Genomic DNA, 22222 nt, shown 5'->3' with positions numbered 1-22222 from the left:
ATTCCGTCCGGACGCGCCGGCCCCCTCCAAAGTCCACAAATATCCCGGGGAGCGCGAGGGGCTGGCCCCTCGCTCCCCCCGCCGCCCCGCGGCAGGGCGGCCGGGTCACATCAGGACCAGCTTCAGATCAGGACCACTTGTGTCCCAACCTTCGCCAGGCTGAAAAGCTCGGCGATCTGGTTGTTGAACAGGCCGATACACCCGTTCGAGCTGCGCCGCCCGATCTTGCGCACATCGTTGGTGCCGTGGATCCGGTAGTACTGCCAGCTCAGGTTCAGCGCATGGGTACCCATGGGGTTTTCCGGGCCCGGGCCGACGTATTTCGGCAGGTCGGGGTTGCGCGCCAGCATGTTCGGGGTGGGGCGCCATTCCGGCCCATCCCGCTTCAGCGTGATCTCGGTGCGGCCACGCCGCGTCAGCTCGTTCGTCAACGGGACCGACGTGGGATAGGTGCGCACGATGCTCTCGTCCTCGGACCAGTACTGCAGGGCGCGCGCGTTCGTGTCGCAGATGATCGCCCCGTTCTTCAGCGTGTCGAAATGGTCCTGCCAGCGGTGGGTGGCGAAACCGGAAACCCGGCGCGAGATCAGCCCCGGCGCGGCCAGGGTTTCCGCCGGACCGGTCTGGGCCAGAAGCGGGGTCGCGGCACTTGCCGAAAGACCCGCAAGGAGCATTCTGCGTGTCAGCGTCATTGTCATATCCGTTTGAATTGGTTGCCTGTATTTTCGCGCAATATCCGCCAAGCCGGCGCGGGCGTCCACTCACAAGCCCGTTACGTCAGTTGATCCGCACCACCTTGCCGGGGTTCAGGATATTGCCGGGATCGAGGGTGCGTTTCAGATCGCCCATGACTGCCCATGCGGCACCGTGCTCGGCCTCCATGTAGGCCATCTTGCCTTGCCCGACGCCATGTTCCCCGGTCACGGTTCCGTCCAGTTTCAGCGCCAGGTCGTTCATGAACAGCGCCAGCGCCTTGGCGGCGGCCAGTTCGCCGTCGTTGCCCTTTTCCACCAGAAGCCCGGTGTGGAAGTTCCCGTCGCCCACGTGCCCCAGGATCATTCCCTGGATCGACGAGCGGTCGATTTCCGCCCGCGTCGCCGCCACCGCCTCCGCCAGGCGGGAAATCGGGACGCAGATATCGGTGGACACCACGCCGCAGCCCGGGCGCAGCATCTTGTAGGCGTAATGGGCGTTGTGGCGCATCGCCCACAGCCGGTTGCGATCCTCGGGCTTGGTGGACCACTGGAAATCCGCGCCGCCATGCTCGGCCGCGATTTCGGCCACCAGGGCGGATTGCTCTGCCACCGCCGAGTCCGATCCGTGGAACTCCAGGAACAGGTGCGGCGCCTCGGGCAAGCCGGCCTTGGAATGCAGGTTGAACCCCTTCACCATGATTTCGTCCACGAATTCCATGCGCGCCATCGGCACGCCCATCTGGATCGTCTGGATCACCGTGTCGACCGCACCTTTGATGTCGTCAAAGCGGCAGATCGCGGCCGAGATCGCCTCGGGCTGGCCCTGCAGGCGCAGTGTCAGTTCCGTGATGACCCCAAGGGTGCCTTCCGAGCCGACGAACAGCTTCGTCAGATCGTAGCCCGAGGCCGACTTGCGCGCGCGTGAGCCGGTCCGAATCACGCGCCCGTCCGCCAGCACCACTTCCAGCGCCAGGACGTTTTCGCGCATCGTGCCATAGCGCACCGCCGTCGTGCCGCTGGCCCGTGTGGCGGCCATGCCACCGAGCGAGGCGTTGGCGCCGGGGTCCACCGGAAAGAACAGGCCCGTGTCGCGCAGATGCGTGTTCAGCGCCTCGCGCGTGACGCCGGGTTGAACCACGGCGTCCATGTCCTCGTCATGCACGGACAGGATCCGGTTCATACGCGACATGTCCAGCGACACGCCCCCGCGCAGCGCCAGGGCATTGCCCTCCAGCGAGGTTCCGGTGCCCCAGGCCACGATCGGGCATCCCTCCTCGTGGCAGATGCTGATCATGCCGCTCACATCGTCGGTGGAGGCGGGAAAGGCGACGGCATCGGGAAGTGTCTCGGGGAAATAGCTCTCGTTCTGTCCGTGCTCGGACAGGATTGCATCGCTGGTCGCAATTTGATCGCCGTACGCCTTGCACAGCCGCGCCACAGCCGTTTGAATGCTCATCGAAACCCCCTTCCGTCAGGTTCACCGGCGGACCGTAACGCGACAGCGGGGAAAGGCAACGGGCAGATGAACGTATCGGGTCAGAATGGCGTCGACGGACCCTATCCAGCGCCCATAGTCCTGCCCTCGCAGCAGGTCGAGGCGGCGTGGATCGACTACAACGGCCACATGAACGTGGCCTATTACACGCTGGCCTTCGATCGCGCGCTCGACTCCTTCCTGGAGGACTGGCTCGGCATCGGCGAAACCTGGGTCAAGGCGCGGGGGCAGGGGCCCTACGTGCTTCAGGCCCATGTGCACTACCTTGCGGAACTGCTGGAGGGCGAGGCGTTCCACGTCCGCCTGCTGCTCCTGGCGGCGGACAGGAAGCGGATGCACCTGTTCCTGTCCATGATCCGCAACCGGGACGAGGCACTCTGCGCCACGCAAGAGGTGGTATTGCTTAACGTTGACCACGAAAAGCGCCGCGCGGCCGCCTATCCGGACTGGGCTGTCGCGCGTATGACGCGTATGGCTGCGGATCATGCGGCCCTGCCGCGTCCCGAACAGGCCGGTCGGCCCATCGGGCTGACCGTTAGGAAATAGGGCGGGATCATGGCTTCGCAGGTCACGGATCTGATCAGGCGTAAATACACCAGCGGCCGCGACCTCTGCGCCGAGGGGATGCGCACGGTGCGCCATCGCGGCCCAGATGCGGTGCAGTTCTGGCTGATCGCGCTGATGATCGGCGTCGCCGCCGGGTTGGCCGCGGTGGCGTTCCGCCTTGGCATCGTGTGGTTGCAGGAAAACATCTACGGGGCGAGCGACGTGATGCTGGCCAGCCAGCTGGCCACGCTGCACTGGGGCTGGGTGGTGACCATCCCGATCCTCGGCGGCCTGGTGGTCGGGTTGATCCTGCATTTCTTCACCCCGGACGGGCACGCGCGCACCGTCGCCCATGTGATCGAGGGCGCGGCCCTGCAGGATGGCCGGGTGGATACGCGCTTCGGCCTTGCCTCCACCTTCGCGTCGCTCATCACGCTGTCCACAGGCGGCTCGACCGGGCGCGAGGGGCCGGTGGTGCATATCGGGGGCCTGATCTCAAGCTACGTGGCGCGGCTGTTGCACGCGGACGGGGTGACCGGGCGCGAGCTGATGGGCTGCGCGGTGGCGGCGGCAGTGTCCGCCTCGTTCAACGCACCGATCGCCGGGGCGCTGTTCGCGCTGGAGGTGATCCTGCGGCATTTCGCGATCACCGCCTTCGCGCCGATCGTCATCGCCTCGGTCGCGGGGACGGTTGTGTCGCGCCTGTTCGTGGGCAACGTGACGGAATTCGTTCTGCCGGTTCACACGCTGGCGTTCTACGTCGAGCTTCCGGCGTTCATGATCCTCGGGCTGGTTTGCGGCCTCGTGGCGGCGCTGATGATGTGGTCGATCTTCGCGGCCGAGGATTTGGGCGATGTCGTCCAGTCCGCCACCCGGATGCCGCGCTGGGCGCGCCCGGCGGTGGCGGGGGGCCTCTTGGGAATGATCGCGGTGTTCTTTCCCCATATCATCGGCGTGGGATACGAGACGACGTCGCGCGCGCTGACCGAAGGGTTGTTCCTGTGGCAGGCGGTGGTCTTTGCCATCATCAAGGTGATCGCGGTCGCGATCACCATGGCCGGGCGCATGGGGGGCGGCGTCTTCTCACCCTCGCTGATGCTGGGGGCGCTGACCGGGCTTGCCTTCGGGATCGTGGCGACATCGATGTTCCCGGCGGTGTCCGGGACCGTCGGACTTTATGCCATCGCGGGGATGGGTGGTGTCGCGGCGGCAGTGCTGGGCGCGCCGATTTCCACCACGCTGATCGTTTTCGAGATGACCGGCGACTGGCAGGCGGGAATCGCGGTGATGGTCACGGTGTCCCTGTCCTCGGCGCTGAGTTCGCGGCTGGTCGAGCGCAGTTTCTTCCTCAACCAGATCGAGCGCCGGGGCGTGCACATGGCCGCCGGGCCGCAGCGTTACCTGATGGCGACCATCTCTGTCGGGCGGCTGATGCAGCCCCAGACGGCGGACAGTGGGATGCCCGCGGCCCAGGCGGAAGAGCTGATCGCCCAGGGCAGCTGGTTGCGCCCCTCGGATACGCTGGAGCAGGCGCTGCCGATGTTCGACAGAGCGCCGGGGCTGGAGGTGTTGCCGGTTGCCGACCCGGGGGACGGATCCGGGCCGCCGGAGCTGATCGGGACGGTCACGCACGTGGAGGCGTTGAAGGCCTACAACCGCGCCCTTGCGGCGTTGGCGCGGGAGGAGCATTCCTGAGCGTTCCTGGTCCGGGCCGGGGTCGGGTGCGCTGACTTTGACTTTGACTTTGACTTTGGCGCTTGGGGCCGCGGCGGGAGCGAGGGGCCAGCCCCTCGCGCTCCCCGGGATATTTTGGGACTTTGGAAGGGGGCGGTCAGAGTTGTTCGACGGCGACCTTGTCGCTGGCGTGGAAGGCCAGGTGGTCCTTGACGCGGGCGACGGCTTCGGCGGGGTCCTCGTAGGACCAAGCGGCGTCCTTGATCGTGCCGCTTTTCGCCGCGATGGAGAAGTAGCGCGCCGTGCCCTTGTCCGGGCTGACGCTGGTCTTGTCCGAGGCGTCCAGGAACGCCATTTCGACGTCACTGCGCGGGAAGTAGATGATCGCCGGCCGTCCCTCTTCTTCGAGCAGCAGGGCATTGGAGCTTTCACCAATGACGGCGCCCGCGGCGCGGATCACCCAGGTGCCGTTTGCGGCGGTCACGGATAGGGTCTTCGTCGGCATCGTGGCCTCCTTCTGATTTCACATCGTAGCGGCGTATCGTGTCGGTTTGATCACACGGATACGGCGCGGCCCTCAGAGCGGACGGGTGGCCCGGTCCAGCCAATCTGCGGCGGGGGCGGAAAGCGATGGCGCGATCAACGCCGCGACATGGGCGTGATAGGCGTTGAGCCAGTCCCGCTCATCGCCGCTCAACAATGCGGCATCGATCAGGCGCACGTCAATGGGAACATGGGTCAGCGTTTCAAAGCCCAGCATCGCGCGGTCACCCTCCGCGGGCGTGTCCGGCGCGGTGACGGCCACGAGGTTCTCGATCCGGATGCCGTAGGCGCCTGTCCGGTAGTAGCCCGGTTCGATGGACAGGATCATGCCCGGCTTCAGCGGCTCCTCGCCGCGGCGGGACAGGTTCTGCGGGCCTTCGTGGACGCTGAGGTAGGCACCGACGCCGTGCCCGGTGCCATGGTCGTAGTCGAACCCTGCGTTCCAGAGGGCCGCGCGCGCGATGGCGTCGAGGTCGCGGCCCGCGAGCCCTTCTGGCCAGCGCTGGCGGGAGAGGTTGATCAAGCCCTTCAGGACCAGGGTGAAGGCGCGGACCGCGCCCTCGGGGGCCGGGCCGGTGGCGATGGTGCGGGTGATGTCGGTCGTGCCGTCGCCGTACTGGCCGCCGCTATCCACCAGCAGCAGCTCGCCCGGGGCGATGGTGCGATTGCTGTCCTCGCTCACCCGGTAGTGGACGATTGCGCCGTTCGGGCCCGCGCCGCTGATGGTTTCAAAGCTGATGTCGCGCAGCGCGTTCGTCGCGCGCCGTTTGGCTTCGAGCGCCTTGACGACGTCGATCTCGGTGAGGGTGCCCTTCGGCGCCTGTTCGTCGAGCCAGGCGAGGAATTCGATCATCGCCGCCGCGTCGCGCAGGTGGGCGCTGCGCGCGCCTGCAAGCTCTGCCTCGGTCTTGCAGGCCTTGGGCAGGATGCAGGGGTCGCGCATCCAAGTGATGTCCGCCGCGCCCGCGCGCAGACGCTCGCCGACCCAGACAGGCGCGCTGGCCTTGTCGAGCCCGACCTTGCCGCTGAGCGCTTCGAGGGCGGGGCCGAACGCCTCGGGCGGGTGCAGGCGCACCTGCGGGCCGAGGTGGTCGCGAAGGGCGTCGTTGACCTTGGCGGGCGCGATGAACAGGTCGAGCGAGGCGTCGGCATTCAGGATCGCGAAAGCGTGGACTACCGGGTTACGCTCGATATCTGTGCCGCGCATGTTCAGCAGCCAGCTGATCGAATCCGGCAAGGTCAGGACCACTGCCCCGATCCCGTCGCCATCCAGGTCCGCCGCCAGCGCGCCGAGCTTTTCGGCCGCGCTGCGCCCGGCCAGAACCTCGGGGTGGATGGTTGCCGGGCCCATGGGCGGGGGCGGCTGGTTGCTCCAGGCCGCGTCCACCAGGTTTTCCGTCGGCACCAGCGCGATACCCGCCTTGTCCAGACGCTCGCGCAACGTGGCGATCTCACGCTCGGTATGAAGCCATGGGTCGAAGCCGATGGACTGGCCGCGGGAAAGCTGCCCGGCCACGTAGTCCCCGACCGTTTCCTTCGGGATGTTGCGCAGTTCCAGGACGGAGGTATCCACCTGCTGCCCGGCTTGCAGCGTGTAGCGCCCGTCGACGAATAGCGCGGCAGTGCTTTCCAGCACCACCGCCGAACCCGCGGAGCCGGTGAAGCCCGTCAGCCAGGCAAGGCGGGCGTCATGGGGGGCGACGTATTCGCCCTGGTGCGCGTCCGCGCGCGGGACGAGGAAGCCCTGCACGCCCGCCTCTTGCATGGCGGCGCGCAGGGCGGCGACTCGCGGCGGGCCGTTTTCCGGTGCGCCAAGCGTCTCGAACTGCTGGAACATCAGGCGGCGCGCCCTCGGCGCCGCTTGGAGCGGGGGTCGTTGTCGAACAGCGAGGCGAGCTGCTCGGTCATCGCGCCGGCAAGCTGCTCGACGTCGGTGATCGTCACGGCGCGTTGGTAGTAGCGCGTCACGTCATGGCCGATGCCGATGGCGATAAGCTCCACCGCGCGGCGTTTCTCGATCATGGAGATCACGTCGCGCAGGTGCTTTTCCAGGAAGCTGGCCGGGTTCACCGACAGGGTGCTGTCGTCCACCGGCGCCCCGTCCGAGATCACCATCAGGATCTTGCGCTGCTCGGGGCGGTGCACCATGCGTTTGTGCGCCCATTCCAGCGCCTCGCCGTCGATGTTTTCCTTCAGCAGACCTTCCTTCATCATCAGCCCGAGGTTCGGGCGCGCGCGCCGCCACGGCGCGTCGGCCCCCTTGTAGATGATGTGGCGCAGGTCGTTCAGGCGGCCGGGCAGGGGCGGGCGCCCCTCGGCCAGCCAGCGTTCGCGGCTTTGGCCGCCCTTCCAGGCGCGGGTGGTGAAGCCCAGGATCTCGCATTTGACCTGGCAGCGTTCCAGCGTGCGGGCCATGACGTCGGCGCAGATCGCCGCGATGGAAATCGGGCGGCCACGCATGGAGCCGGAGTTGTCCAGCAGCAGCGTCACCACCGTGTCGCGGAACTCGGTATCGCTTTCCTGCTTGAAGGACAGCGGCGTCGTCGGGTTCGCGATCACCCGCGCCAGGCGGCCCGCGTCGAGGATGCCTTCCTCCAGGTCGAAATTCCAGCTGCGGTTCTGCTGCGCCTGAAGCCGGCGCTGAAGCCGGTTGGCGAGGCGGCTGACCGCGCCTTTCAGCGGCTCGAGCTGCTGGTCGAGATAGGCGCGCAGCCGCTCAAGCTCGGCCGGGTCGGCCAGGTCCTCGGCGAGGATTTCCTCGTCGTATCGGGTGTCGAAGACGGTGTAGTTCGGGTCCGCGTCGGAATAGGGCGCGGGGGGCGGCGGCTCCATCGGGGGTTCGCCGTCCTCGGCCTCCACATCTTCGGCCATCTCGGCGTCTTCGTTTTCCTCGAGCGAGACGTCGGCGGTCTGGCTGTCCAGGGTTTCGGTGTCCTGGTCCTGCTGCTGGCTGTCGGCGGACTCCTCGTTGTCGTCCTGCTCGGAGCCGGGATCGGACTGGTCGTCGACCTGGTCCTCTGCCTCGGGCTCTCCGCCGTCCTCGCTGTCGTCTTCCATGTCCGGGTCGTCGCCCAGCTGGTCGCCGTAGCCGAGATCGCGGATCACCTCTCGGGTCAGCTTGGAAAAGGCGCGCTGGTCGTCAAGCAACTCGCCCACGCGTTCGAACTGCGCGCCCGCCTCGGACTCGAGGAAGCCGCGCCAGAGTTCCATCACGTTTTCCGCGCCCGGCGGCAGGGGCCGGCCGGTGGCGAGGTGGCGGACAAGGAACCCCGCGGCCTCGGACAGGGGGGCGTCGGAGGCGGCCTTGATCTGGGCGTAGCCCTTGCGGCGGCATTCCTCGGCGATCTTGGCGTCGATATTACCGGCGGTGCCGGGCATGGCGCGCGCGCCCACGGCCTCGCATCGGGCGGTTTCCATCGCCTCGTAAAGCGCGCGCGCCACGTCCCCGGTGGGCTCGTAGCGGCGGTGGGTGGCGTTGTTGTGGAACCGGCGGCGCAGGGCGTAGGCATCGGCCGTGCCACGGGCGAGCATCACCTCGTCGCGGGTCATGCGGCGGCTGACCTGTGGCAGGCGCGCCGCGTCATTGGTCAGACCCGGAGGGTCGACCGAAAAGCTGACCGCCAGGTCTGGATCGTTGGCGATCGTCTTCGTGGCTTCGGCCAGTGCCTTCTTGAACGGCTCGGCCGGGTTGTCCGGGGCCTTGCCGGGCTGAAACTGGTTCGCGCCACGCACGGGTTTGGATGAAGCTGCCATGGGGCAGAAATCGGCCATCACGCCCGGTTTGGCAAGGGGCAATGCGCCGCCCGCGTCCCGACTCAGCCTTTGGGGGCGTCAGGAAGCAGGGGGATCACGCTGTCCGCCGGGCGGCAAAGCCGCACGCCTCGGGGGGTGCAGACGATGGGCCGGTTGACCAGGATCGGATGCGCGACCATGGCGTCGAGCAGCGCGTCGTCGCTGATGTCCGGCGCGGTCAGGCCCATTTCTTCGGCCGGGGAGTTCTTGACGCGCAGCGCATCGCGCGGCGTCAGGTCCGCGGCGGCGAACAGGCCCAGCAGTTGCGCGCGGGTCCATCCGGTCTTGCGATACTCGATCACCACGGGATCGGCGCCGGCCTCTTTAGCTAGTTGCACGACCTTGCGCGACGTGCCGCAATCGGGGTTGTGATAGATGACGACGCTCATTTTGGGGCTCATTTTGGGGAACTTCATTGCAGGGGATTTTTACGCCCTCGGGGCCGGGCAGTTCAAGGGCGCTGCGCCGCCTCGTCGTGCAACAGCCAGCCGACGACCATGACCGCAAGCGCCGCGCCGATCAGCTGGGCGGCGATGAAACCGGGCACGTCGACGGGCCGGATGCCCGAGAACGTGTCCGTCAGCGCGCGGGAGATGGCCACGGCGGGATTGGCGAAAGAGGTGGAGGCGGTGAACCAGTAGGCCGCCGTGATATAGAGCCCCACACACCAGGCCACGGCGCTGGCCTGGAAGCGCAGCACCGCCAGGATCATGCCGACCAGGCCGAAGGTCGCCACGACCTCGGCGAACCATTGAGGCGGCCCGCTGCGCACGGTCTGCCCGGCCTGCAGGATCGAGATGTCGAACATCGCATGCGCGGCGAGCGTGCCAAAAATGCCGCCCGCGATCTGCGCGGCGACATAGGGCGCCGCCTCGACGCGGGGGTGTTCGCCGCGCAGGGTGAAGGCCAGGGTGACGGCGGGGTTGAAATGCGCCCCGGACAGCGGCCCGAGCATGGTGATCAGCACGATCAGGATCGCGCCGGTCGGCAGCGTGTTGCCAAGGAGCGCCAGCGCCACGTCATCGGTCAGGGTTTCCGCCATGATGCCGGAACCGACGACGGTGCACACCAGGAAGGCGGTGCCAAGGGCTTCGGCGACCAGGCGACGGTTCAGGGTGTAGGTCATGGGGCAGGCGACTCGCGGGATAGGGACGTGGGCCGTCCCTATGGCGCATTTCCATGACGCTTTGATGACTGGGCGCGCCTTACATCTTGATGACTGGGCGCGTCTTGCGCCCCTTAGCCGAGGCTGACGCTCGCCGCGCTTTCGGGCAGTTCCTCGTCAAAGCAGCGCTGGTAGAACTCGGCCACCGTCTCGCGCTCCAACTCGTCGCATTTGTTCAGGAAGGTCAGGCGGAACGCGAAGCCGACATCACCGAATATCTCTGCGTTCTGGGCCCAGGCGATGACGGTTCGCGGGCTCATCACGGTGGACAGGTCGCCGTTCATGAAGGCTGTACGCGTCAGGTCGGCGACGGTCACCATCTGGCTGACCACCTTGCGGCCCTGATCGGTCTCGTAACCGGGGTTCTTGGCCAGCACGATCGCCGCCTCGTCATCATGGGGCAGGTAGTTCAGCGTGGCGACTAGCGACCAGCGGTCCATCTGGCCCTGGTTGATCTGTTGGGTGCCGTGGTAAAGCCCGGTCGTGTCGCCGAGGCCGACGGTGTTGGCCGTGGCGAACAGGCGGAACGAGGGGTGCGGGTGGATCACCTTGTTCTGGTCCAGAAGCGTCAGCTTGCCGTCCACCTCCAGCACGCGCTGGATCACGAACATCACGTCCGGGCGCCCGGCGTCGTACTCGTCGAAGACGATGGCGACCGGGTTGCGCAGCGCCCAGGGCAGGATGCCTTCCTGGAACTCGGTGATCTGCACGCCGTCCTTCAGCTTGATCGCATCCTTGCCGATCAGGTCGATCCTGGAGATGTGACTGTCGAGGTTCACGCGCACGCAGGGCCAGTTCAGACGCGCGGCGACCTGCTCGATATGGGTCGATTTGCCGGTGCCGTGATAGCCCTGGATCATGACCCTGCGGTTGTGCGCGAAGCCCGCAAGGATCGCGAGGGTAGTATCGCGGTCGAAGCGATAGGCGGGGTCGATCTCGGGCACCCGGTCGGAGCCTTCGGTGAAGCCCTTGATGGTCATCGACACGTCAATGCCGAAGACTTCGGCCACGTTCATGTCCACGTCGGGTTTGCTCGGCAATTCCATCGCACCATCCGCCATCGTTCGGCTCCTCATCTGTCGCGCCCGCGCGCGCAGCGCCAGCCTGCCCGTCTTTGGACGAAATCCGCCCGGGTTGCAATACATGGGCGGGGCGGGGGGCGTGTTTGGAGCTGATCGTGCGCCGGCTGGGAGGCGCCGAACGACGGGCCAGCCCCTCGTGCTCCCCGGGATATTTGCAGACTTTGGAAGGGGGGCTTGACCGGGTCGGCGGCAAGGTGAACTTTGGCTTCCTTTGCAGCGAGGATTTTGTATGATCGAGGAACCACCCCTTCTGAGCATCCTGCCGCGGGGGCGGCGCAATCGCCCCACCGTGGAACAGATCGATGCGTTTCGCGAGGTGCCGACGGGGTTCGTCGCGGATGCGATGGGCGGGAGCGGCGCGCTCGACTACCGTATCAAACCGCTGCCCGGACTCGCCGCACGGCTGGTGGGGCCGGCGCTGACCTGTGACAGCGGGCCGGCGGATCTGCTGGCGCTTATGGGCGCGCTGTCGCAGGTACAGGCGGGGGATGTCATCGTTCATGCGACCGGGCCTTGGCTGGGGTGCGCGACTCTGGGCGACAGGGTGTGCGGCATGGCGCGCAACGCGGGCGCCGCCGGGATTGTCACGGATGGGCTGGCGCGGGACCTGGTGGGGATTCAGGATGTCGGCTTGCCGCTGTTCTGTCAGGGGCTCAGCCCGAACTCGCCTTTTTCCAAGGGGCCGGGAACGATCGGACAGCCGGTCACCGTTGGCGGGCATCCGGTTGCGAGCGGCGACATGATCGTTGCGGACGCAGATGGCGTCGTCGTCGTGCCTTTTGCGCTGATTGACACGGTGATCGCGCGCCTCTGCGAAATTGCCGCACTTGAGGAGGCGCTGGACGCGAAGGTGGCGGACGGGCTGACCCTGCCCGGGGCGATTGCCGATCTGCTCGCCTCGGACCAGGTGCGAGAGGTCTGAGCGCCCTCAGTCCTTGAAGCTGCGGCTGTCCTTGACCTGGTCCCAGGCCCAGACGACCTCGGCCAGGCGGTCCTCGTCGTCGCGCTTGCCGCCGTTCATGTCAGGGTGCAGCACCTTGACCAGGGCCTTGTAGGCCTTGCGCAGTTCCGCCTTGGTGGAGGTGTCGGGCGCGTCGAGGATGGTCAGCGCCTTGCGCTCGGTCGCGGGCAGGCGGCGTTGGTTCAGCTGTGCCGTACCTGCGCCGTTCTGCGTGCCCTTGTCGCCCAGAACCTCCAGCGGGTCGTCAAAGCCGAAGCGCTGCCAGGCGCGGCCCTCGGGGTGGCCCTCGGTGCCGTTCTTGAAGGGTTTCGTGGGGCGTTCCCAGACGCGGTCGGCGGCGAATTGCTTTTCGAGCTCCGCCTCGGAGTGGTTCTCGAAGAAGTTCCATTTCAGGTTGTAGGCGCGCACGTGGTCGAGGCAGAACCAGTGAAATTCGTCCAGGTTGTCGGGCGACTTCGGGGCGCGGTACTTGCCCGCATTGTCGCAGCCGGGATGTTCGCAAACGCGGCTGGAGCTTTCGACAGCGCCGCTCATGCCGCGCGCGCGTGCGCGGCGCTTCTTGTCGGCCGAGACCGAGATATCGAATTCGAACGGCGATTTGCGCTTCATGAACCTGCTCCTTCCTGACGTCGGGCCTGACCCTGGTTTGTTCTGTGTCTGCGTCCGGGGTTTCCGAGTCGAGGGCAACAGTTTAATGGTTCTGAGAGCCGCGCCAAGGGCGGTTTTCGACCAAGTTGAGGCAAGCCATGACCACCGCTGAGATTATTGAACAAAAACTCCGTGATGCCTTCGCGCCGACCCTGCTTGAGGTGGTGGACGACAGCGAAAGCCATCGTGGCCACGGCGGGTTCCGCGAGGGCGTGCAGACCCATTTCAACGTGAAGATCCGCGCCGCCGCCTTTGCCGGGCAGGGCCGTGTGGCGCGCCAGCGCATGGTGATGAAGGTCCTCTCAGAGGAGATGGCCGGACCGGTTCACGCGCTTGCCCTGGACGTGGCGGCGCCCTAGGGCCGCCTGATCAGCGCACCATGGTCCGCGCATGGCGGACGGGGCGCGCTCAGTCCTCGGTCCGGGCGGCGGGGCCGAGCGGCATCGCGGGCGAGGGCGCGCCCGGCTCGGCGCGGATCGGGCGGACGGAGGCCGACGCGCCCTTGGCCGGCGCGCTGGCCGATCTTTCGCGACGGAACACCAGGACGGTCTGGAAAACCTCTTTCGCGGAACTCAGCATGCCCTGCTTTTCATCCACCGGCAGCGTATCGGCGCGCAGGTATTCCCAGCCCTCGGCGGCCTCGGCGTTGACCAGGTCGGTGAGGGTGCGCGCATAGCGGTCTGACGGGGTCCGCGCGCCCTTGGCCCGCTTGGCGCGGCGAGGGGCGGGGATGATGCGGTATTCAAAGTTTTGCATGGGCGAACCTTGGCGTTGGAATCGGACCCGCAAGATACACGATTGCACGGCTAGGGGAACAGCCGCGGGGATGCGTGGGGCAATGGGCCGGCCCCGGCAGCAGGTTTTCGCCTCGGGGCCCTGGAGAGGGGCCTGGCGCGCGCGGCACTGGTGCGCCGCGCGGCTGATCGGGGCCTTACTGGCCGAGCTTGCTTGCCACCAGGTCGTTCACGGCCTTCGGGTTGGCCTTGCCCCCGGTGGCCTTCATCACCTGGCCGACGAACCAGCCCGCAAGCTTGGGGTTGTCCTTGGCTTTTTCGACCTGAGCGGGATTGTCGGCGATGATCTTGTCGAGCTCGGCCTCGATCGCGCCGGTGTCGGTGACCTGCTTCATGCCGCGGGATTCGACGATCTCCGCCGGGTCGCCGCCTTCGGTCCAGAGGATCTCGAACAGGTCCTTGGCGATCTTGCCGGAAATGTCGCCCTTGGCGATCAGGTCGATCACGCCGCCCAGTTGCGCGGCCGAGATCGGGCTGTCGGCGATCCCGTGGCCTTCCTTGTTCAGGCGGCCGAACAGTTCGTTGATGACCCAGTTCGCGGCCTGCTTGCCGTCGCGCCCCTTCGCCACTTCCTCGAAGAAGGTGGCGTTGGCGGTTTCCGCCGTCAGGACGCTGGCGTCATATTCGGTCATGCCGTAGTCGAGCACGAAGCGTGCCTTCTTTTCATCGGGCAGTTCGGGCAGGCTGGCCTTGATCTGGTCCACCCAGGCCTGCTCGATGGTCAACGGCAGCAGGTCGGGATCGGGGAAATAGCGGTAGTCATGCGCTTCTTCCTTGGAACGCATGGAGCGGGTTTCGCCCTTGTTCGCGTCGTACAGGCGGGTTTCCTGGTCGACCGTGCCGCCGTCTTCCAGGATGGCGATCTGGCGCCGCGCCTCGTACTCGATAGCCTGCTGGATGAACCGCATGGAGTTCATGTTCTTGATCTCACACCTTGTGCCGAGGTGCGAGAAGTTCTGCGTTGCCTGGTATTTCTCGTAATCGCCGGGGCGGCAGACCGACACGTTCACGTCCGCGCGCATCGAGCCTTCCTGCATGTTCCCATCACAGGTGCCGAGGTAGCGCAGGATCTGGCGCAGCTTGCGCAGGTATTCCGCTGCTTCCTCAGGCCCACGGATATCGGGGCGCGAGACGATTTCCATCAGCGCCACGCCGGTGCGGTTGAGGTCGACGAAGGACATGGTCGGATCCATGTCGTGGATCGACTTGCCCGCGTCCTGCTCCAGGTGGATCCGCTCGATCCGCACCTTGCGCGCGACGCCGGGCTCCATGTCCACGATCACCTCACCCTCACCCACGATGGGGTGGTAGAGCTGGGAGATCTGATAGCCCTGCGGCAGGTCGGGGTAGAAGTAGTTCTTGCGATCGAACTGGCTGAACAGGTTGATGTCCGCCTTCAGGCCAAGGCCCGTGCGCACGGCCTGCTCGACGCAGTATTCGTTGATGACGGGCAGCATGCCGGGCATGGCCGCGTCGACCAGCGCGACATTGGTGTTGGGTTCCGCCCCGAATTGGGTGGACGCGCCGGAGAACAGCTTGGCGGTGGACTTCACCTGGGCATGCACCTCCATCCCGATCACGATTTCCCAATCGTCGCGCGCCCCCGCGATGACTTTGGGCTTGGGCTCGGAATAGGTGAGGGCGGTCATGGGCAACTCTCCAACATGCGGCGGTCTGGCCGGGGGTTTAGCGGAGAGGCGCGGCAAGGGGAAGGGGGTACGCGGGCGCGCCGCCTGTCGTTACCGCTTGTGCCGGTGGGGGGAGAGGTCAGGATACTGCGTGGCCCCGGCACGGCGCCCCAATGCACCGGCCGGGACCAGCCCGTCCCCCGGGGCGCAACGGGATCAGGCGTGTCCTGTAGTGGCGGCGGTCAGGGCGTTCTGGACCGGGCGGGAAAGCCTGCCGTTCGCGTCGCTCATGACCACGTCGATCATCGCGCGCATGGTGCCCGAGACGGCTTGCGCTTCGGGGGCGCGCATGTTGCGCAGGCGGCGGCTCAGGGTGAAGACGGCTTCCTCGGGGGAGTCGGCCTGCGCGGCGATCCAGGCGCCCATGATGGCCAGTTCGCGGGCTTCCTCGTCATCGATCAGGAAGGTCCTGGAAAGCGTGTCGAGCACCGCGCTCTGGCGCTCCCGGGTGACGTGGCCGTCGATGTCGAGCAGCGCGTTGAGGATGCCGCTCGCGGCGATACGGGGGTCGTCGAGTTCTGTCATCGGGCGGATCCGGACCGGTTCGCCGACGGGTATGGCTGCCTGCACATTCATCTACATACTCCACATCTGGGGGCTGGTATCGCGGCGCTCCGGGCGTCTCCAACCTGTTGACCTCGGTGTACTCTGGCGGGGCAATATGGTGCGGCGATGCCGGGCTTTGGGCAATCGGGCCACAAATGGGGCAAGATGCGCAAAACCAAGGCAAGCCCGGAAAACAACGGGCCTCAGCGCCGCTTGCCGTGCGTCAGCGCCAAGCTGATGCGCGCGCCGGCGGCCTTTCGGCCCTGGCCGCTGCGTCAGCGGGGTCCTTCCGGAGCGCGCGCGAAGGGCGGCGCGCCGGTGTCCGGCAGGGGCGAGTCGCTTTGGGCGGCGCTAGGCCGCCGGGGCGTCGAGGATGCGCGAAACGATCTCTCCGGTGTCCTTGGACAGGCCCGGCAGGTCCGCGATGCGCTGAAGCTGGGCGAGCATAAGCGCCTGGCGGGGTTCGTCGTACTGACGCCAGCTTTCGAAAAGGCCGGCCATGCGCGCCGCCGTCTGCGGGTTGATCGGATCCAGCGTCACGACCCAATCGGCGAGCAGGCGATAACCCTCTCCGTCGGCGCGGTGGAAGCCGGTGACGTTCCCGGCCGCGAAGCCGCCGATCAGCGCGCGGAAGCGGTTCGGGGTCTTGTAGTCGAAATCCGGGTGGGCGGTCAGGGCGCGCACCGCCTCCACCGCCTGTTTCGCGGGGGTCGCGCGGGCCTGCGCGGAAAACCACTTGTCGATGACGCCCGCGTTGCCCTGCCAGCGCTGATGAAAGCTTGCCAGCGCGTCCTTGGCCTGGCCTTCCCGGATCAGGATTTCCAGCGCCTGCATCGACTGGGTCATGTTGTCGGCTGCGGCGAAAGTGGCCCGCGCCGTTGCCGCGTCAGGCTCCAGCCGGCTGACAAGGCCGAGCAGCCGGCCCGACAGCGCGCGCTTGCCCGCCGCCGCCGCATCCGGTGTGTAGGGACCGGGCACCGCAAGCTGGCCGAGGCGGTCGGCAAGGCCCGGAACATGCGCCGCCAGCGCCCGGTCGAGGCGCGTGCGCGCATCCGAGATGACCTGCGGATCGGGCCGTGCGCCGGTCTTGCGCAGATCCAGGAAGATGTCGTCGATCGACGGAAAGCCGAGCGCCAGCGCCTTGAACGCCGGGTCGAGCGCGGTGTCGTCCAGCACCGCGAGCAACCCGTCGAGCAGCGCGGCGTCGGGCGCGAGGTCCGCGTCCTGCACCATGCGCACCAGCATGTCGCGCAGGTAGGCGCGCCCCGATTCCCAGCGGTTGAACGGGTCCGTGTCGTGGGCCAGCAGGAAGGCGTGGCGCTCCGTGCCGACGGTCTGCTCCAGGATGATGGGGGCCGAAAAACCGCGGTTGATCGAGGGGATGGGCGCACCGGTGACATTGACTGGACGATCGTTCAGTTCCAGTTCCACCGTTTGCTCCGCTTCCGAGATCTCAAGCAGGCGGGTCTCCATCGCCTCGCTGCCATCGGGCCAGAGCACGCCGATCGCCAGTGGCAGCACCAGCGGGGATTTCTCGGGCTGGCCCGGTGTCGGCGGGGTGGATTGGCGGAACGTCAGCTTCAGCGTGGCGCCGTCCCAGGCTTCCTCAACGGTGACGCGGGGGGTGCCCGCCTGCGCGTACCAGCGCGCGAATTGCGACAGGTCACGGTTCGTCACCGCTTCGAAGTTGGCGATCCAGTCCTCGATGGTCAGGGCCTGGTTGTCGTGCACCTCGAAATAGCGGTCCATGCCACGGTGATAGGCCTCATCCCCGATCAGGGAATGCAGCATGCCGATCACCTCCGCCCCCTTTTCATAGACGGTGGCGGTGTAGAAATTGTTGATCTCGATATATTCCTCGGGGCGCACGGGGTGGGCCAGGGGGCCGGCGTCCTCGCGGAACTGGCGGGCGCGCAGGGCGGCCACGTTGCCGATGCGCTGCACCGGGGCTGAGCGTTGGTCGGCGCTGAACTGCTGGTCGCGATAGACGGTCAGCCCTTCCTTCAGGCACAGCTGGAACCAGTCGCGGCAGGTGATGCGGTTGCCGGTCCAGTTGTGGAAATACTCATGGGCGATGATGCCCTCGATCAGCTCGTAATCCAGGTCTGTCGCGGTCTCGGGGCTGGCCAGGACATACTTGGAGTTGAATATGTTCAGCCCCTTGTTCTCCATCGCGCCCATGTTGAAGTCGTCCACCGCGACGATCATGAACAGGTCGAGGTCGTATTCCAGGCGGTAGACATCCTCGTCCCATTTCATGGAGCGTTTCAGCGCGTCCATCGCGTAGGCGCAGCGACCCTCGTCCCCGGGGCGTACGAAGATCTTCAGTGCCACATCCCGCCCCGACCGGGTGGTGAAACTGTCGTTGTGGGACACGAGATCCCCGGCCACCAGCGCGAACAGGTAGCTGGGCTTGGGATGCGGGTCGTGCCATTCCGCCCAGCCGGGGCCGGACGCGGTGGGATTGCCGTTGGACAGCAGCACCGGCTGCTCCCCCTCGATCCGCACGGTGTAGACGGACATCACGTCGGGGCGGTCGGGGAAATAGGTGATCTTGCGAAAGCCCTCGGCCTCGCACTGGGTGCAGTACATGCCCTTGGACATGTAGAGCCCTTCCAGCGCGGTGTTGGTTTCGGGGCTGATCTCGGTCTCGCACACCCATTCGAAACTGTCGCCGGGCAGCTCGGCGGCGGGCAGGACAAGCCCGGTCTTCGTGACGTTTGGCGAAACCTTCACCCCGTCGATCGCGGCGGAGATCAGCTCCATCGCCTCGCCATCCAGCGCCAGGTCCTGCCCGGGGGCCGCGGCGGGGTTCACGCGCATCGCAAGCCGCGCAGTCACACGGGTTGCCGTGGGGTGCAGCGCGAAGGTCAGGTGAACGCTGTCCACCAGGTAGGCCGGCGGCGTGTAGTCCTTCAGGCGGATGGTCGGGGCGGTTTCGGTGCGCATGGAATGTCCTTCAAAGCCGTTCCCTTCGTTGCTAGCGGCTTTCCCCTGCCGGGGGAAGGCTTGCAGCCCCGGTGGCCCTGGAGCAGGGCCGCGGGCGTGCCCCTGGCGCGTCGGATCGGGCAGGAATCGGCTCCTGTCCGCGGCCAATGCCCTTGATGCCCGCCTTTTCGCAGCCTAGAAGCTTGTCCGGAAATGCCTATGTGCACATTTGCATACATACAAAAAAGAGGAGGACGCCATCATGGCACGGGTAACGCGTGAAGGACTGCAGGTAGAGGCCACGCTGGCCAGCTTTCTCGAGGAAGACGCCCTGCCGGGTTCGGGCGTTGCCCCCGAAAGCTTCTGGGGCGCGCTCGCCTCGCTGCTGGGCGACCTGAGCCCCAAGAACGCGGCCCTGCTTGCGAAACGCGAAGAGCTTCAGGCCCGGATCGACGCCTGGCACAAGGAGCATCAGGGCCAGCCCCACGATGCGCAGGCCTACGAGGCGTTCCTGCGCGACATCGGCTACCTGCTGCCCGAGGGCCCGGATTTCCAGATCGAGACCTCCGGCGTCGATCCCGAGATCAGCAGCACCCCCGGCCCGCAGCTGGTCGTACCGGTGATGAACGCGCGCTACGCGCTGAACGCGGCGAACGCGCGCTGGGGCAACCTTTACGACGCGCTCTATGGCACCGACGCGCTGGGCGACCTGCCCGAGGGGCGTGGCTACGACGCCAAGCGTGGCGCGCGCGTGATCGCCTGGGCGAAGGGCTTCCTTGACGAGGCGGTGCCGCTGGCCAACGGCAGCTGGGCCGATGTGAGCGATATCGGCGTCGGCGCGACGCTGGCGCTGACCGTGGATGGCGCGGCGACGGGGCTGGCGAACCCCGACCAGTACCTCGGCCATGCAGAGCGGGACGGGACGACGCGCATCCTGCTCGGCAACAACGGGCTGAAGATCGAGGTGGTGATCGACGCGGGCGACATGATCGGCAAGGACGATCCGGCCAACATCGCCGCGGTCCGCGTTGAGGCGGCGATTTCCGCGATCATGGATTGCGAGGATTCCGTCGCCGCCGTGGACGGGCCGGACAAGGCACTGGCCTATGCCAACTGGCTGGGCCTGATGAAGGGCGACCTGACCGAAGAGGTGCAGAAGGGCGAGCGCACCATCACCCGCCGCCTGAACCCGGATTACGACTTCATCGCGCCCGATGGTGCGACCCGTACCGTCAAGGGCCGCAGCCTGATGCTGGTGCGCAACGTGGGCCACCTGATGACCACGCCCGCCATCCTGACCGCCGATGGCGCCGAGGTGCCGGAAGGGCTGCTAGACGCCATGTGCACCGTGCTCTGCGCGATGCATGACCTGAAGAAGTCCGGCGGCCCGCGCAACTCGACCGAAGGATCGGTCTATGTCGTGAAGCCCAAGATGCACGGCCCCGAAGAGGTCGCCTTCGCGGACGAGATCTTCACCCGCGTCGAAGCCGCGCTGGGCCTGCCCGCGAACACCGTCAAGATCGGCATAATGGACGAGGAACGCCGGACCACGGTGAACCTCAAGGAATGCATCCGCGCCGCGAAGCACCGGGTCGTGTTCATCAACACCGGCTTCCTTGATCGCACCGGGGACGAGATCCACACCTCCATGGCGGCCGGCCCGATGGTCCGCAAGGGAGAGATGAAGTCCCAGCCCTGGATCTCGGCCTACGAGGACAACAACGTGGACGTGGGCCTGGCCTGCGGGTTGTCGGGCCGCGCGCAGATCGGCAAGGGCATGTGGGCGATCCCGGATCGCATGGCGGAAATGCTGGAGGCCAAGATCGGCCACCCCGAGGCGGGCGCCACCTGCGCCTGGGTGCCCAGCCCGACCGCTGCCACGCTGCACGCGACGCATTACCACAAGGTGAACGTGCTGGAGCGTCAGAAGGAAATCGCGGCGGGCGGCAAGCGCGCGAAGCTGTCCGACCTGCTGACGATCCCCACTGCACCGGGCACCAACTGGGCGCCCGAGGACGTGACGGCGGAACTGGAAAACAACGCCCAAGGCATCCTCGGCTACGTGGTGCGCTGGGTCGACCAGGGGATAGGCTGTTCCAAGGTGCCCGACATCCATGACGTCGGCCTGATGGAAGACCGCGCCACCTGCCGGATCAGTGCCCAGCACATGGCGAACTGGCTGTATCATGGTGTCGTCAGCAAAGACGAGGTCGTCGCCGTCATGCAGCGCATGGCGAAGGTGGTCGACGGGCAGAACGCGGGCGATCCGGCCTACACCCCGATGGCCCCGGGCTATGACGGTTTTGCCTTCAACGCCGCGCTGGACCTGGTGCTGAAGGGAGCGGAGCAGCCCTCGGGCTATACCGAGCCGCTGCTGCACGCCTATCGCCTGAAGCTGAAGGCCGCCTGAGGACGGCCCGCCGGCCCGCCCGGCGACGGCTGCCCCTTGAACAGCGAAACACGCACCCGCCGGGACCACCGGCGGGTGTTTGCATGTCCGCGCGCGCTCGGGGCTTTTTCTTCGCCTCCGAAAAGGTTACTTCAAGGGAAACCCGACCCGAGCGATAAAGGAGTCCCCATGGCGCGGCCTGTCGTTGGCATCATCGGCAATCATCACATGGTGAACGACGAATACCCCGCGCAGGCGGTGGGCCGGTCCAACCTGGAAGCGGTGGGCCGTGTGACCGGGGCCTTGCCGCTGATGATCCCCGCCATGCCCGAAATCGTCGATATCGCCGATCTTCTGGACGCGGTGGACGGGGTGCTGCTGACCGGCGGGCGCCCGAACGTCCACCCCTCGCTTTACGGTCACGAACCGACGGAGGCGCATGGCACCTTCGATCTGGACCGGGACAACCTGGTGCTGCCCCTGATCCGCGCCTGCGTCGAGCGTGGCACGCCGCTGCTGGGCATCTGCCGGGGCTTCCAGGAAGTGAACGTCGCCTTCGGCGGCACCCTGCACCCCGAGATCCGCGACCTTCCGGGGCGGATGAACCACCGCATGCCCCCCGATGGTACGCTGGAGGAAAAGTTCGCGCTTCGCCACAAGGTGCACCTGACCCCCGGCGGGCGTTTCGCGCGGGTCTTCGGGGCGGAGGAGGTGCTGGTCAACACGCTGCACGGGCAGGGGATCGAGGAACCCGGCGCGCGGGTGATCATCGAGGGCCACGCGCCCGACGGCACCCCCGAGGCGATCCATATCGAGGGGGCGCGCGGCTTCGCGATGGCCGTGCAGTGGCACCCGGAATGGAACGCCGACCAGGACCCCGTCTCGCGCCCATTGTTCGAGGCGTTCGGCCGCGCGCTGAGCGGGCACCCAGTCGAAAAGGCGGTCTAGCCGGCCGTTTTCAGTAGACGATGCGCACCATCGTCTGAACGCTCTTGGAGCGGGTGAGTGGCTCAACCTCCTCGTCGAACGCCTTGAAATGTGCGCTGTCCAGATGCTCGGTGAAAGCCGCCTTGTCGTCGTACAATTCGTACAGAATGAAATGCCCCGGCGCCTCCGGGTCCTGGCAGACGTCGAAGACCTGGCAGCCCGGCTCGTAGCGCAATGAGTTTCGGGCCTGCGCCTCGACCAGGTCCGCGAAGCTTGCCGCATCGGCTTCCGCCACGATCCAATCGACGATGACAGCATACATCGGTCCCATCCTCCAATGACTTGAAGC

At 66.9% G+C, this 22222-nt stretch carries 20 protein-coding genes; 6 read left to right on the top strand and 14 right to left on the bottom strand.

Annotation, left to right across the window (positions count from 1 at the left end; genetic code table 11):
• Nucleotides 1–122: 122 nt before the first annotated feature.
• Together DJ029_RS06280 and DJ029_RS06275 are read right to left on the bottom strand one after the other, a co-directional pair.
• Nucleotides 123–692 carry a L,D-transpeptidase gene (locus DJ029_RS06280; RefSeq protein ID WP_232822994.1) on the bottom strand — a complete coding sequence of 190 codons (570 nt, stop codon included), beginning with the start codon at nucleotides 690–692 and terminating at the stop codon, nucleotides 123–125.
• Between the two features lie 85 nt (nucleotides 693–777).
• Entirely contained in the window at nucleotides 778–2151 is a 1374-nt protein-coding gene (locus DJ029_RS06275) for an FAD-binding oxidoreductase (RefSeq protein ID WP_112321509.1), read from the bottom strand.
• 66 nt (nucleotides 2152–2217) lie between these two features.
• On the opposite strand from DJ029_RS06275, the gene DJ029_RS06270 reads away from it, so the two are divergent.
• Entirely contained in the window at nucleotides 2218–2736 is a 519-nt protein-coding gene (locus tag DJ029_RS06270) for a thioesterase family protein (RefSeq protein ID WP_112321508.1), read from the top strand.
• Between the two features lie 9 nt (nucleotides 2737–2745).
• Nucleotides 2746–4431 (top strand): chloride channel protein, encoded by a 1686-nt coding sequence (locus DJ029_RS06265; RefSeq protein ID WP_112321507.1) that lies wholly within the window; start codon nucleotides 2746–2748, stop codon nucleotides 4429–4431.
• Nucleotides 4432–4567: 136 nt separating this feature from the next.
• Here DJ029_RS06265 and DJ029_RS06260 read toward each other — a convergent pair whose 3' ends face one another.
• From DJ029_RS06260 to cobS, 6 genes are all read right to left on the bottom strand, one after another.
• Nucleotides 4568–4915, bottom strand: coding sequence for a DUF427 domain-containing protein (locus DJ029_RS06260; protein ID WP_112321506.1), 348 nt, complete (start codon nucleotides 4913–4915; stop codon nucleotides 4568–4570).
• 72 nt (nucleotides 4916–4987) lie between these two features.
• Nucleotides 4988–6790 (bottom strand): aminopeptidase P family protein, encoded by a 1803-nt coding sequence (locus tag DJ029_RS06255; RefSeq protein WP_112321505.1) that lies wholly within the window; start codon nucleotides 6788–6790, stop codon nucleotides 4988–4990.
• Nucleotides 6790–8706, bottom strand: a complete 1917-nt coding sequence (gene cobT / locus DJ029_RS06250) for a cobaltochelatase subunit CobT (protein WP_112321989.1) — start codon at nucleotides 8704–8706, stop codon at nucleotides 6790–6792. Before cobT ends, DJ029_RS06255 begins: the two co-directional genes overlap by 1 nt.
• 62 nt (nucleotides 8707–8768) lie before the next feature.
• Nucleotides 8769–9134 carry an arsenate reductase (glutaredoxin) gene (gene arsC / locus DJ029_RS06245; RefSeq protein WP_112321504.1) on the bottom strand — a complete coding sequence of 122 codons (366 nt, stop codon included), beginning with the start codon at nucleotides 9132–9134 and terminating at the stop codon, nucleotides 8769–8771.
• Nucleotides 9135–9196: 62 nt separating this feature from the next.
• On the bottom strand, nucleotides 9197–9871 hold the full coding sequence (locus DJ029_RS06240) for an aquaporin (protein ID WP_112321503.1): 675 nt from the start codon (nucleotides 9869–9871) through the stop codon (nucleotides 9197–9199).
• A 113-nt stretch (nucleotides 9872–9984) separates the two neighbouring features.
• Nucleotides 9985–10971 carry a cobaltochelatase subunit CobS gene (gene cobS / locus DJ029_RS06235; RefSeq protein ID WP_112321502.1) on the bottom strand — a complete coding sequence of 329 codons (987 nt, stop codon included), beginning with the start codon at nucleotides 10969–10971 and terminating at the stop codon, nucleotides 9985–9987.
• A gap of 250 nt (nucleotides 10972–11221) precedes the next feature.
• Here cobS and DJ029_RS06230 point away from each other — a divergent pair, with 250 nt between their 5' ends.
• Entirely contained in the window at nucleotides 11222–11914 is a 693-nt protein-coding gene (locus tag DJ029_RS06230) for an RraA family protein (RefSeq protein ID WP_112321501.1), read from the top strand.
• A gap of 6 nt (nucleotides 11915–11920) precedes the next feature.
• On the opposite strand, the gene DJ029_RS06225 is transcribed toward DJ029_RS06230, so the two are convergent.
• Nucleotides 11921–12562 carry a J domain-containing protein gene (locus tag DJ029_RS06225; protein ID WP_112321500.1) on the bottom strand — a complete coding sequence of 214 codons (642 nt, stop codon included), beginning with the start codon at nucleotides 12560–12562 and terminating at the stop codon, nucleotides 11921–11923.
• A gap of 137 nt (nucleotides 12563–12699) precedes the next feature.
• Between DJ029_RS06225 and DJ029_RS06220 the strand changes: the two genes are divergently transcribed.
• Nucleotides 12700–12960, top strand: a complete 261-nt coding sequence (locus DJ029_RS06220) for a BolA family protein (protein WP_112321499.1) — start codon at nucleotides 12700–12702, stop codon at nucleotides 12958–12960.
• 49 nt (nucleotides 12961–13009) lie between these two features.
• Here the strand turns inward: DJ029_RS06220 and DJ029_RS06215 are convergent, their stop codons facing one another.
• The 4 genes from DJ029_RS06215 to pepN all read right to left on the bottom strand — a co-directional run bounded on the left by DJ029_RS06215 (nucleotide 13010) and on the right by pepN (nucleotide 18578).
• Nucleotides 13010–13357, bottom strand: a complete 348-nt coding sequence (locus DJ029_RS06215) for a DUF4177 domain-containing protein (protein WP_112321498.1) — start codon at nucleotides 13355–13357, stop codon at nucleotides 13010–13012.
• 175 nt (nucleotides 13358–13532) lie between these two features.
• Complete coding sequence (gene gatB, locus DJ029_RS06210; protein ID WP_112321497.1) at nucleotides 13533–15044, bottom strand: Asp-tRNA(Asn)/Glu-tRNA(Gln) amidotransferase subunit GatB; 1512 nt, start codon at nucleotides 15042–15044, stop codon at nucleotides 13533–13535.
• 195 nt (nucleotides 15045–15239) lie between these two features.
• Complete coding sequence (locus DJ029_RS06205; protein ID WP_157966279.1) at nucleotides 15240–15608, bottom strand: hypothetical protein; 369 nt, start codon at nucleotides 15606–15608, stop codon at nucleotides 15240–15242.
• 372 nt (nucleotides 15609–15980) lie between these two features.
• A complete protein-coding gene (pepN, locus tag DJ029_RS06200) occupies nucleotides 15981–18578 on the bottom strand; it encodes an aminopeptidase N (RefSeq protein ID WP_112321495.1) in 2598 nt (865 codons plus the stop codon).
• Nucleotides 18579–18816: 238 nt separating this feature from the next.
• On the opposite strand from pepN, the gene DJ029_RS06195 reads away from it, so the two are divergent.
• Both DJ029_RS06195 and DJ029_RS06190 read left to right on the top strand, forming a co-directional pair.
• On the top strand, nucleotides 18817–20967 hold the full coding sequence (locus tag DJ029_RS06195; protein WP_112321988.1) for a malate synthase G: 2151 nt from the start codon (nucleotides 18817–18819) through the stop codon (nucleotides 20965–20967).
• Between the two features lie 168 nt (nucleotides 20968–21135).
• Nucleotides 21136–21894 (top strand): gamma-glutamyl-gamma-aminobutyrate hydrolase family protein, encoded by a 759-nt coding sequence (locus DJ029_RS06190; RefSeq protein ID WP_112321494.1) that lies wholly within the window; start codon nucleotides 21136–21138, stop codon nucleotides 21892–21894.
• A gap of 10 nt (nucleotides 21895–21904) precedes the next feature.
• Here the strand turns inward: DJ029_RS06190 and DJ029_RS06185 are convergent, their stop codons facing one another.
• On the bottom strand, nucleotides 21905–22195 hold the full coding sequence (locus DJ029_RS06185) for a putative quinol monooxygenase (protein WP_112321493.1): 291 nt from the start codon (nucleotides 22193–22195) through the stop codon (nucleotides 21905–21907).
• Nucleotides 22196–22222: the final 27 nt, after the last annotated feature.

Source organism: Oceanibium sediminis (assembly GCF_003265325.1).
GTDB classification, from domain to species: Bacteria; Pseudomonadota; Alphaproteobacteria; order Rhodobacterales; family Rhodobacteraceae; genus Halovulum; species Halovulum sediminis.
Note: the sequence above shows the minus strand (reverse complement) of the source record. Positions and strands in the feature narration are given on the sequence as shown.

What these genes read in the sequence shown, in the direction of transcription:
- DJ029_RS06280 (WP_232822994.1), bottom strand. Translation starts at nt 692, where the DNA reads ATGACGCTGACACGCAGAATGCTCCTTGCGGGTCTTTCGGCAAGTGCC.
- DJ029_RS06275 (WP_112321509.1), bottom strand. Translation starts at nt 2,151, where the DNA reads ATGAGCATTCAAACGGCTGTGGCGCGGCTGTGCAAGGCGTACGGCGAT.
- DJ029_RS06270 (WP_112321508.1), top strand. Translation starts at nt 2,218, where the DNA reads ATGAACGTATCGGGTCAGAATGGCGTCGACGGACCCTATCCAGCGCCC.
- DJ029_RS06265 (WP_112321507.1), top strand. Translation starts at nt 2,746, where the DNA reads ATGGCTTCGCAGGTCACGGATCTGATCAGGCGTAAATACACCAGCGGC.
- DJ029_RS06260 (WP_112321506.1), bottom strand. Translation starts at nt 4,915, where the DNA reads ATGCCGACGAAGACCCTATCCGTGACCGCCGCAAACGGCACCTGGGTG.
- DJ029_RS06255 (WP_112321505.1), bottom strand. Translation starts at nt 6,790, where the DNA reads ATGTTCCAGCAGTTCGAGACGCTTGGCGCACCGGAAAACGGCCCGCCG.
- cobT (WP_112321989.1), bottom strand. Translation starts at nt 8,706, where the DNA reads ATGGCAGCTTCATCCAAACCCGTGCGTGGCGCGAACCAGTTTCAGCCC.
- arsC (WP_112321504.1), bottom strand. Translation starts at nt 9,134, where the DNA reads ATGAGCGTCGTCATCTATCACAACCCCGATTGCGGCACGTCGCGCAAG.
- DJ029_RS06240 (WP_112321503.1), bottom strand. Translation starts at nt 9,871, where the DNA reads ATGACCTACACCCTGAACCGTCGCCTGGTCGCCGAAGCCCTTGGCACC.
- cobS (WP_112321502.1), bottom strand. Translation starts at nt 10,971, where the DNA reads ATGGCGGATGGTGCGATGGAATTGCCGAGCAAACCCGACGTGGACATG.
- DJ029_RS06230 (WP_112321501.1), top strand. Translation starts at nt 11,222, where the DNA reads ATGATCGAGGAACCACCCCTTCTGAGCATCCTGCCGCGGGGGCGGCGC.
- DJ029_RS06225 (WP_112321500.1), bottom strand. Translation starts at nt 12,562, where the DNA reads ATGAAGCGCAAATCGCCGTTCGAATTCGATATCTCGGTCTCGGCCGAC.
- DJ029_RS06220 (WP_112321499.1), top strand. Translation starts at nt 12,700, where the DNA reads ATGACCACCGCTGAGATTATTGAACAAAAACTCCGTGATGCCTTCGCG.
- DJ029_RS06215 (WP_112321498.1), bottom strand. Translation starts at nt 13,357, where the DNA reads ATGCAAAACTTTGAATACCGCATCATCCCCGCCCCTCGCCGCGCCAAG.
- gatB (WP_112321497.1), bottom strand. Translation starts at nt 15,044, where the DNA reads ATGACCGCCCTCACCTATTCCGAGCCCAAGCCCAAAGTCATCGCGGGG.
- DJ029_RS06205 (WP_157966279.1), bottom strand. Translation starts at nt 15,608, where the DNA reads ATGACAGAACTCGACGACCCCCGTATCGCCGCGAGCGGCATCCTCAAC.
- pepN (WP_112321495.1), bottom strand. Translation starts at nt 18,578, where the DNA reads ATGCGCACCGAAACCGCCCCGACCATCCGCCTGAAGGACTACACGCCG.
- DJ029_RS06190 (WP_112321494.1), top strand. Translation starts at nt 21,136, where the DNA reads ATGGCGCGGCCTGTCGTTGGCATCATCGGCAATCATCACATGGTGAAC.
- DJ029_RS06185 (WP_112321493.1), bottom strand. Translation starts at nt 22,195, where the DNA reads ATGTATGCTGTCATCGTCGATTGGATCGTGGCGGAAGCCGATGCGGCA.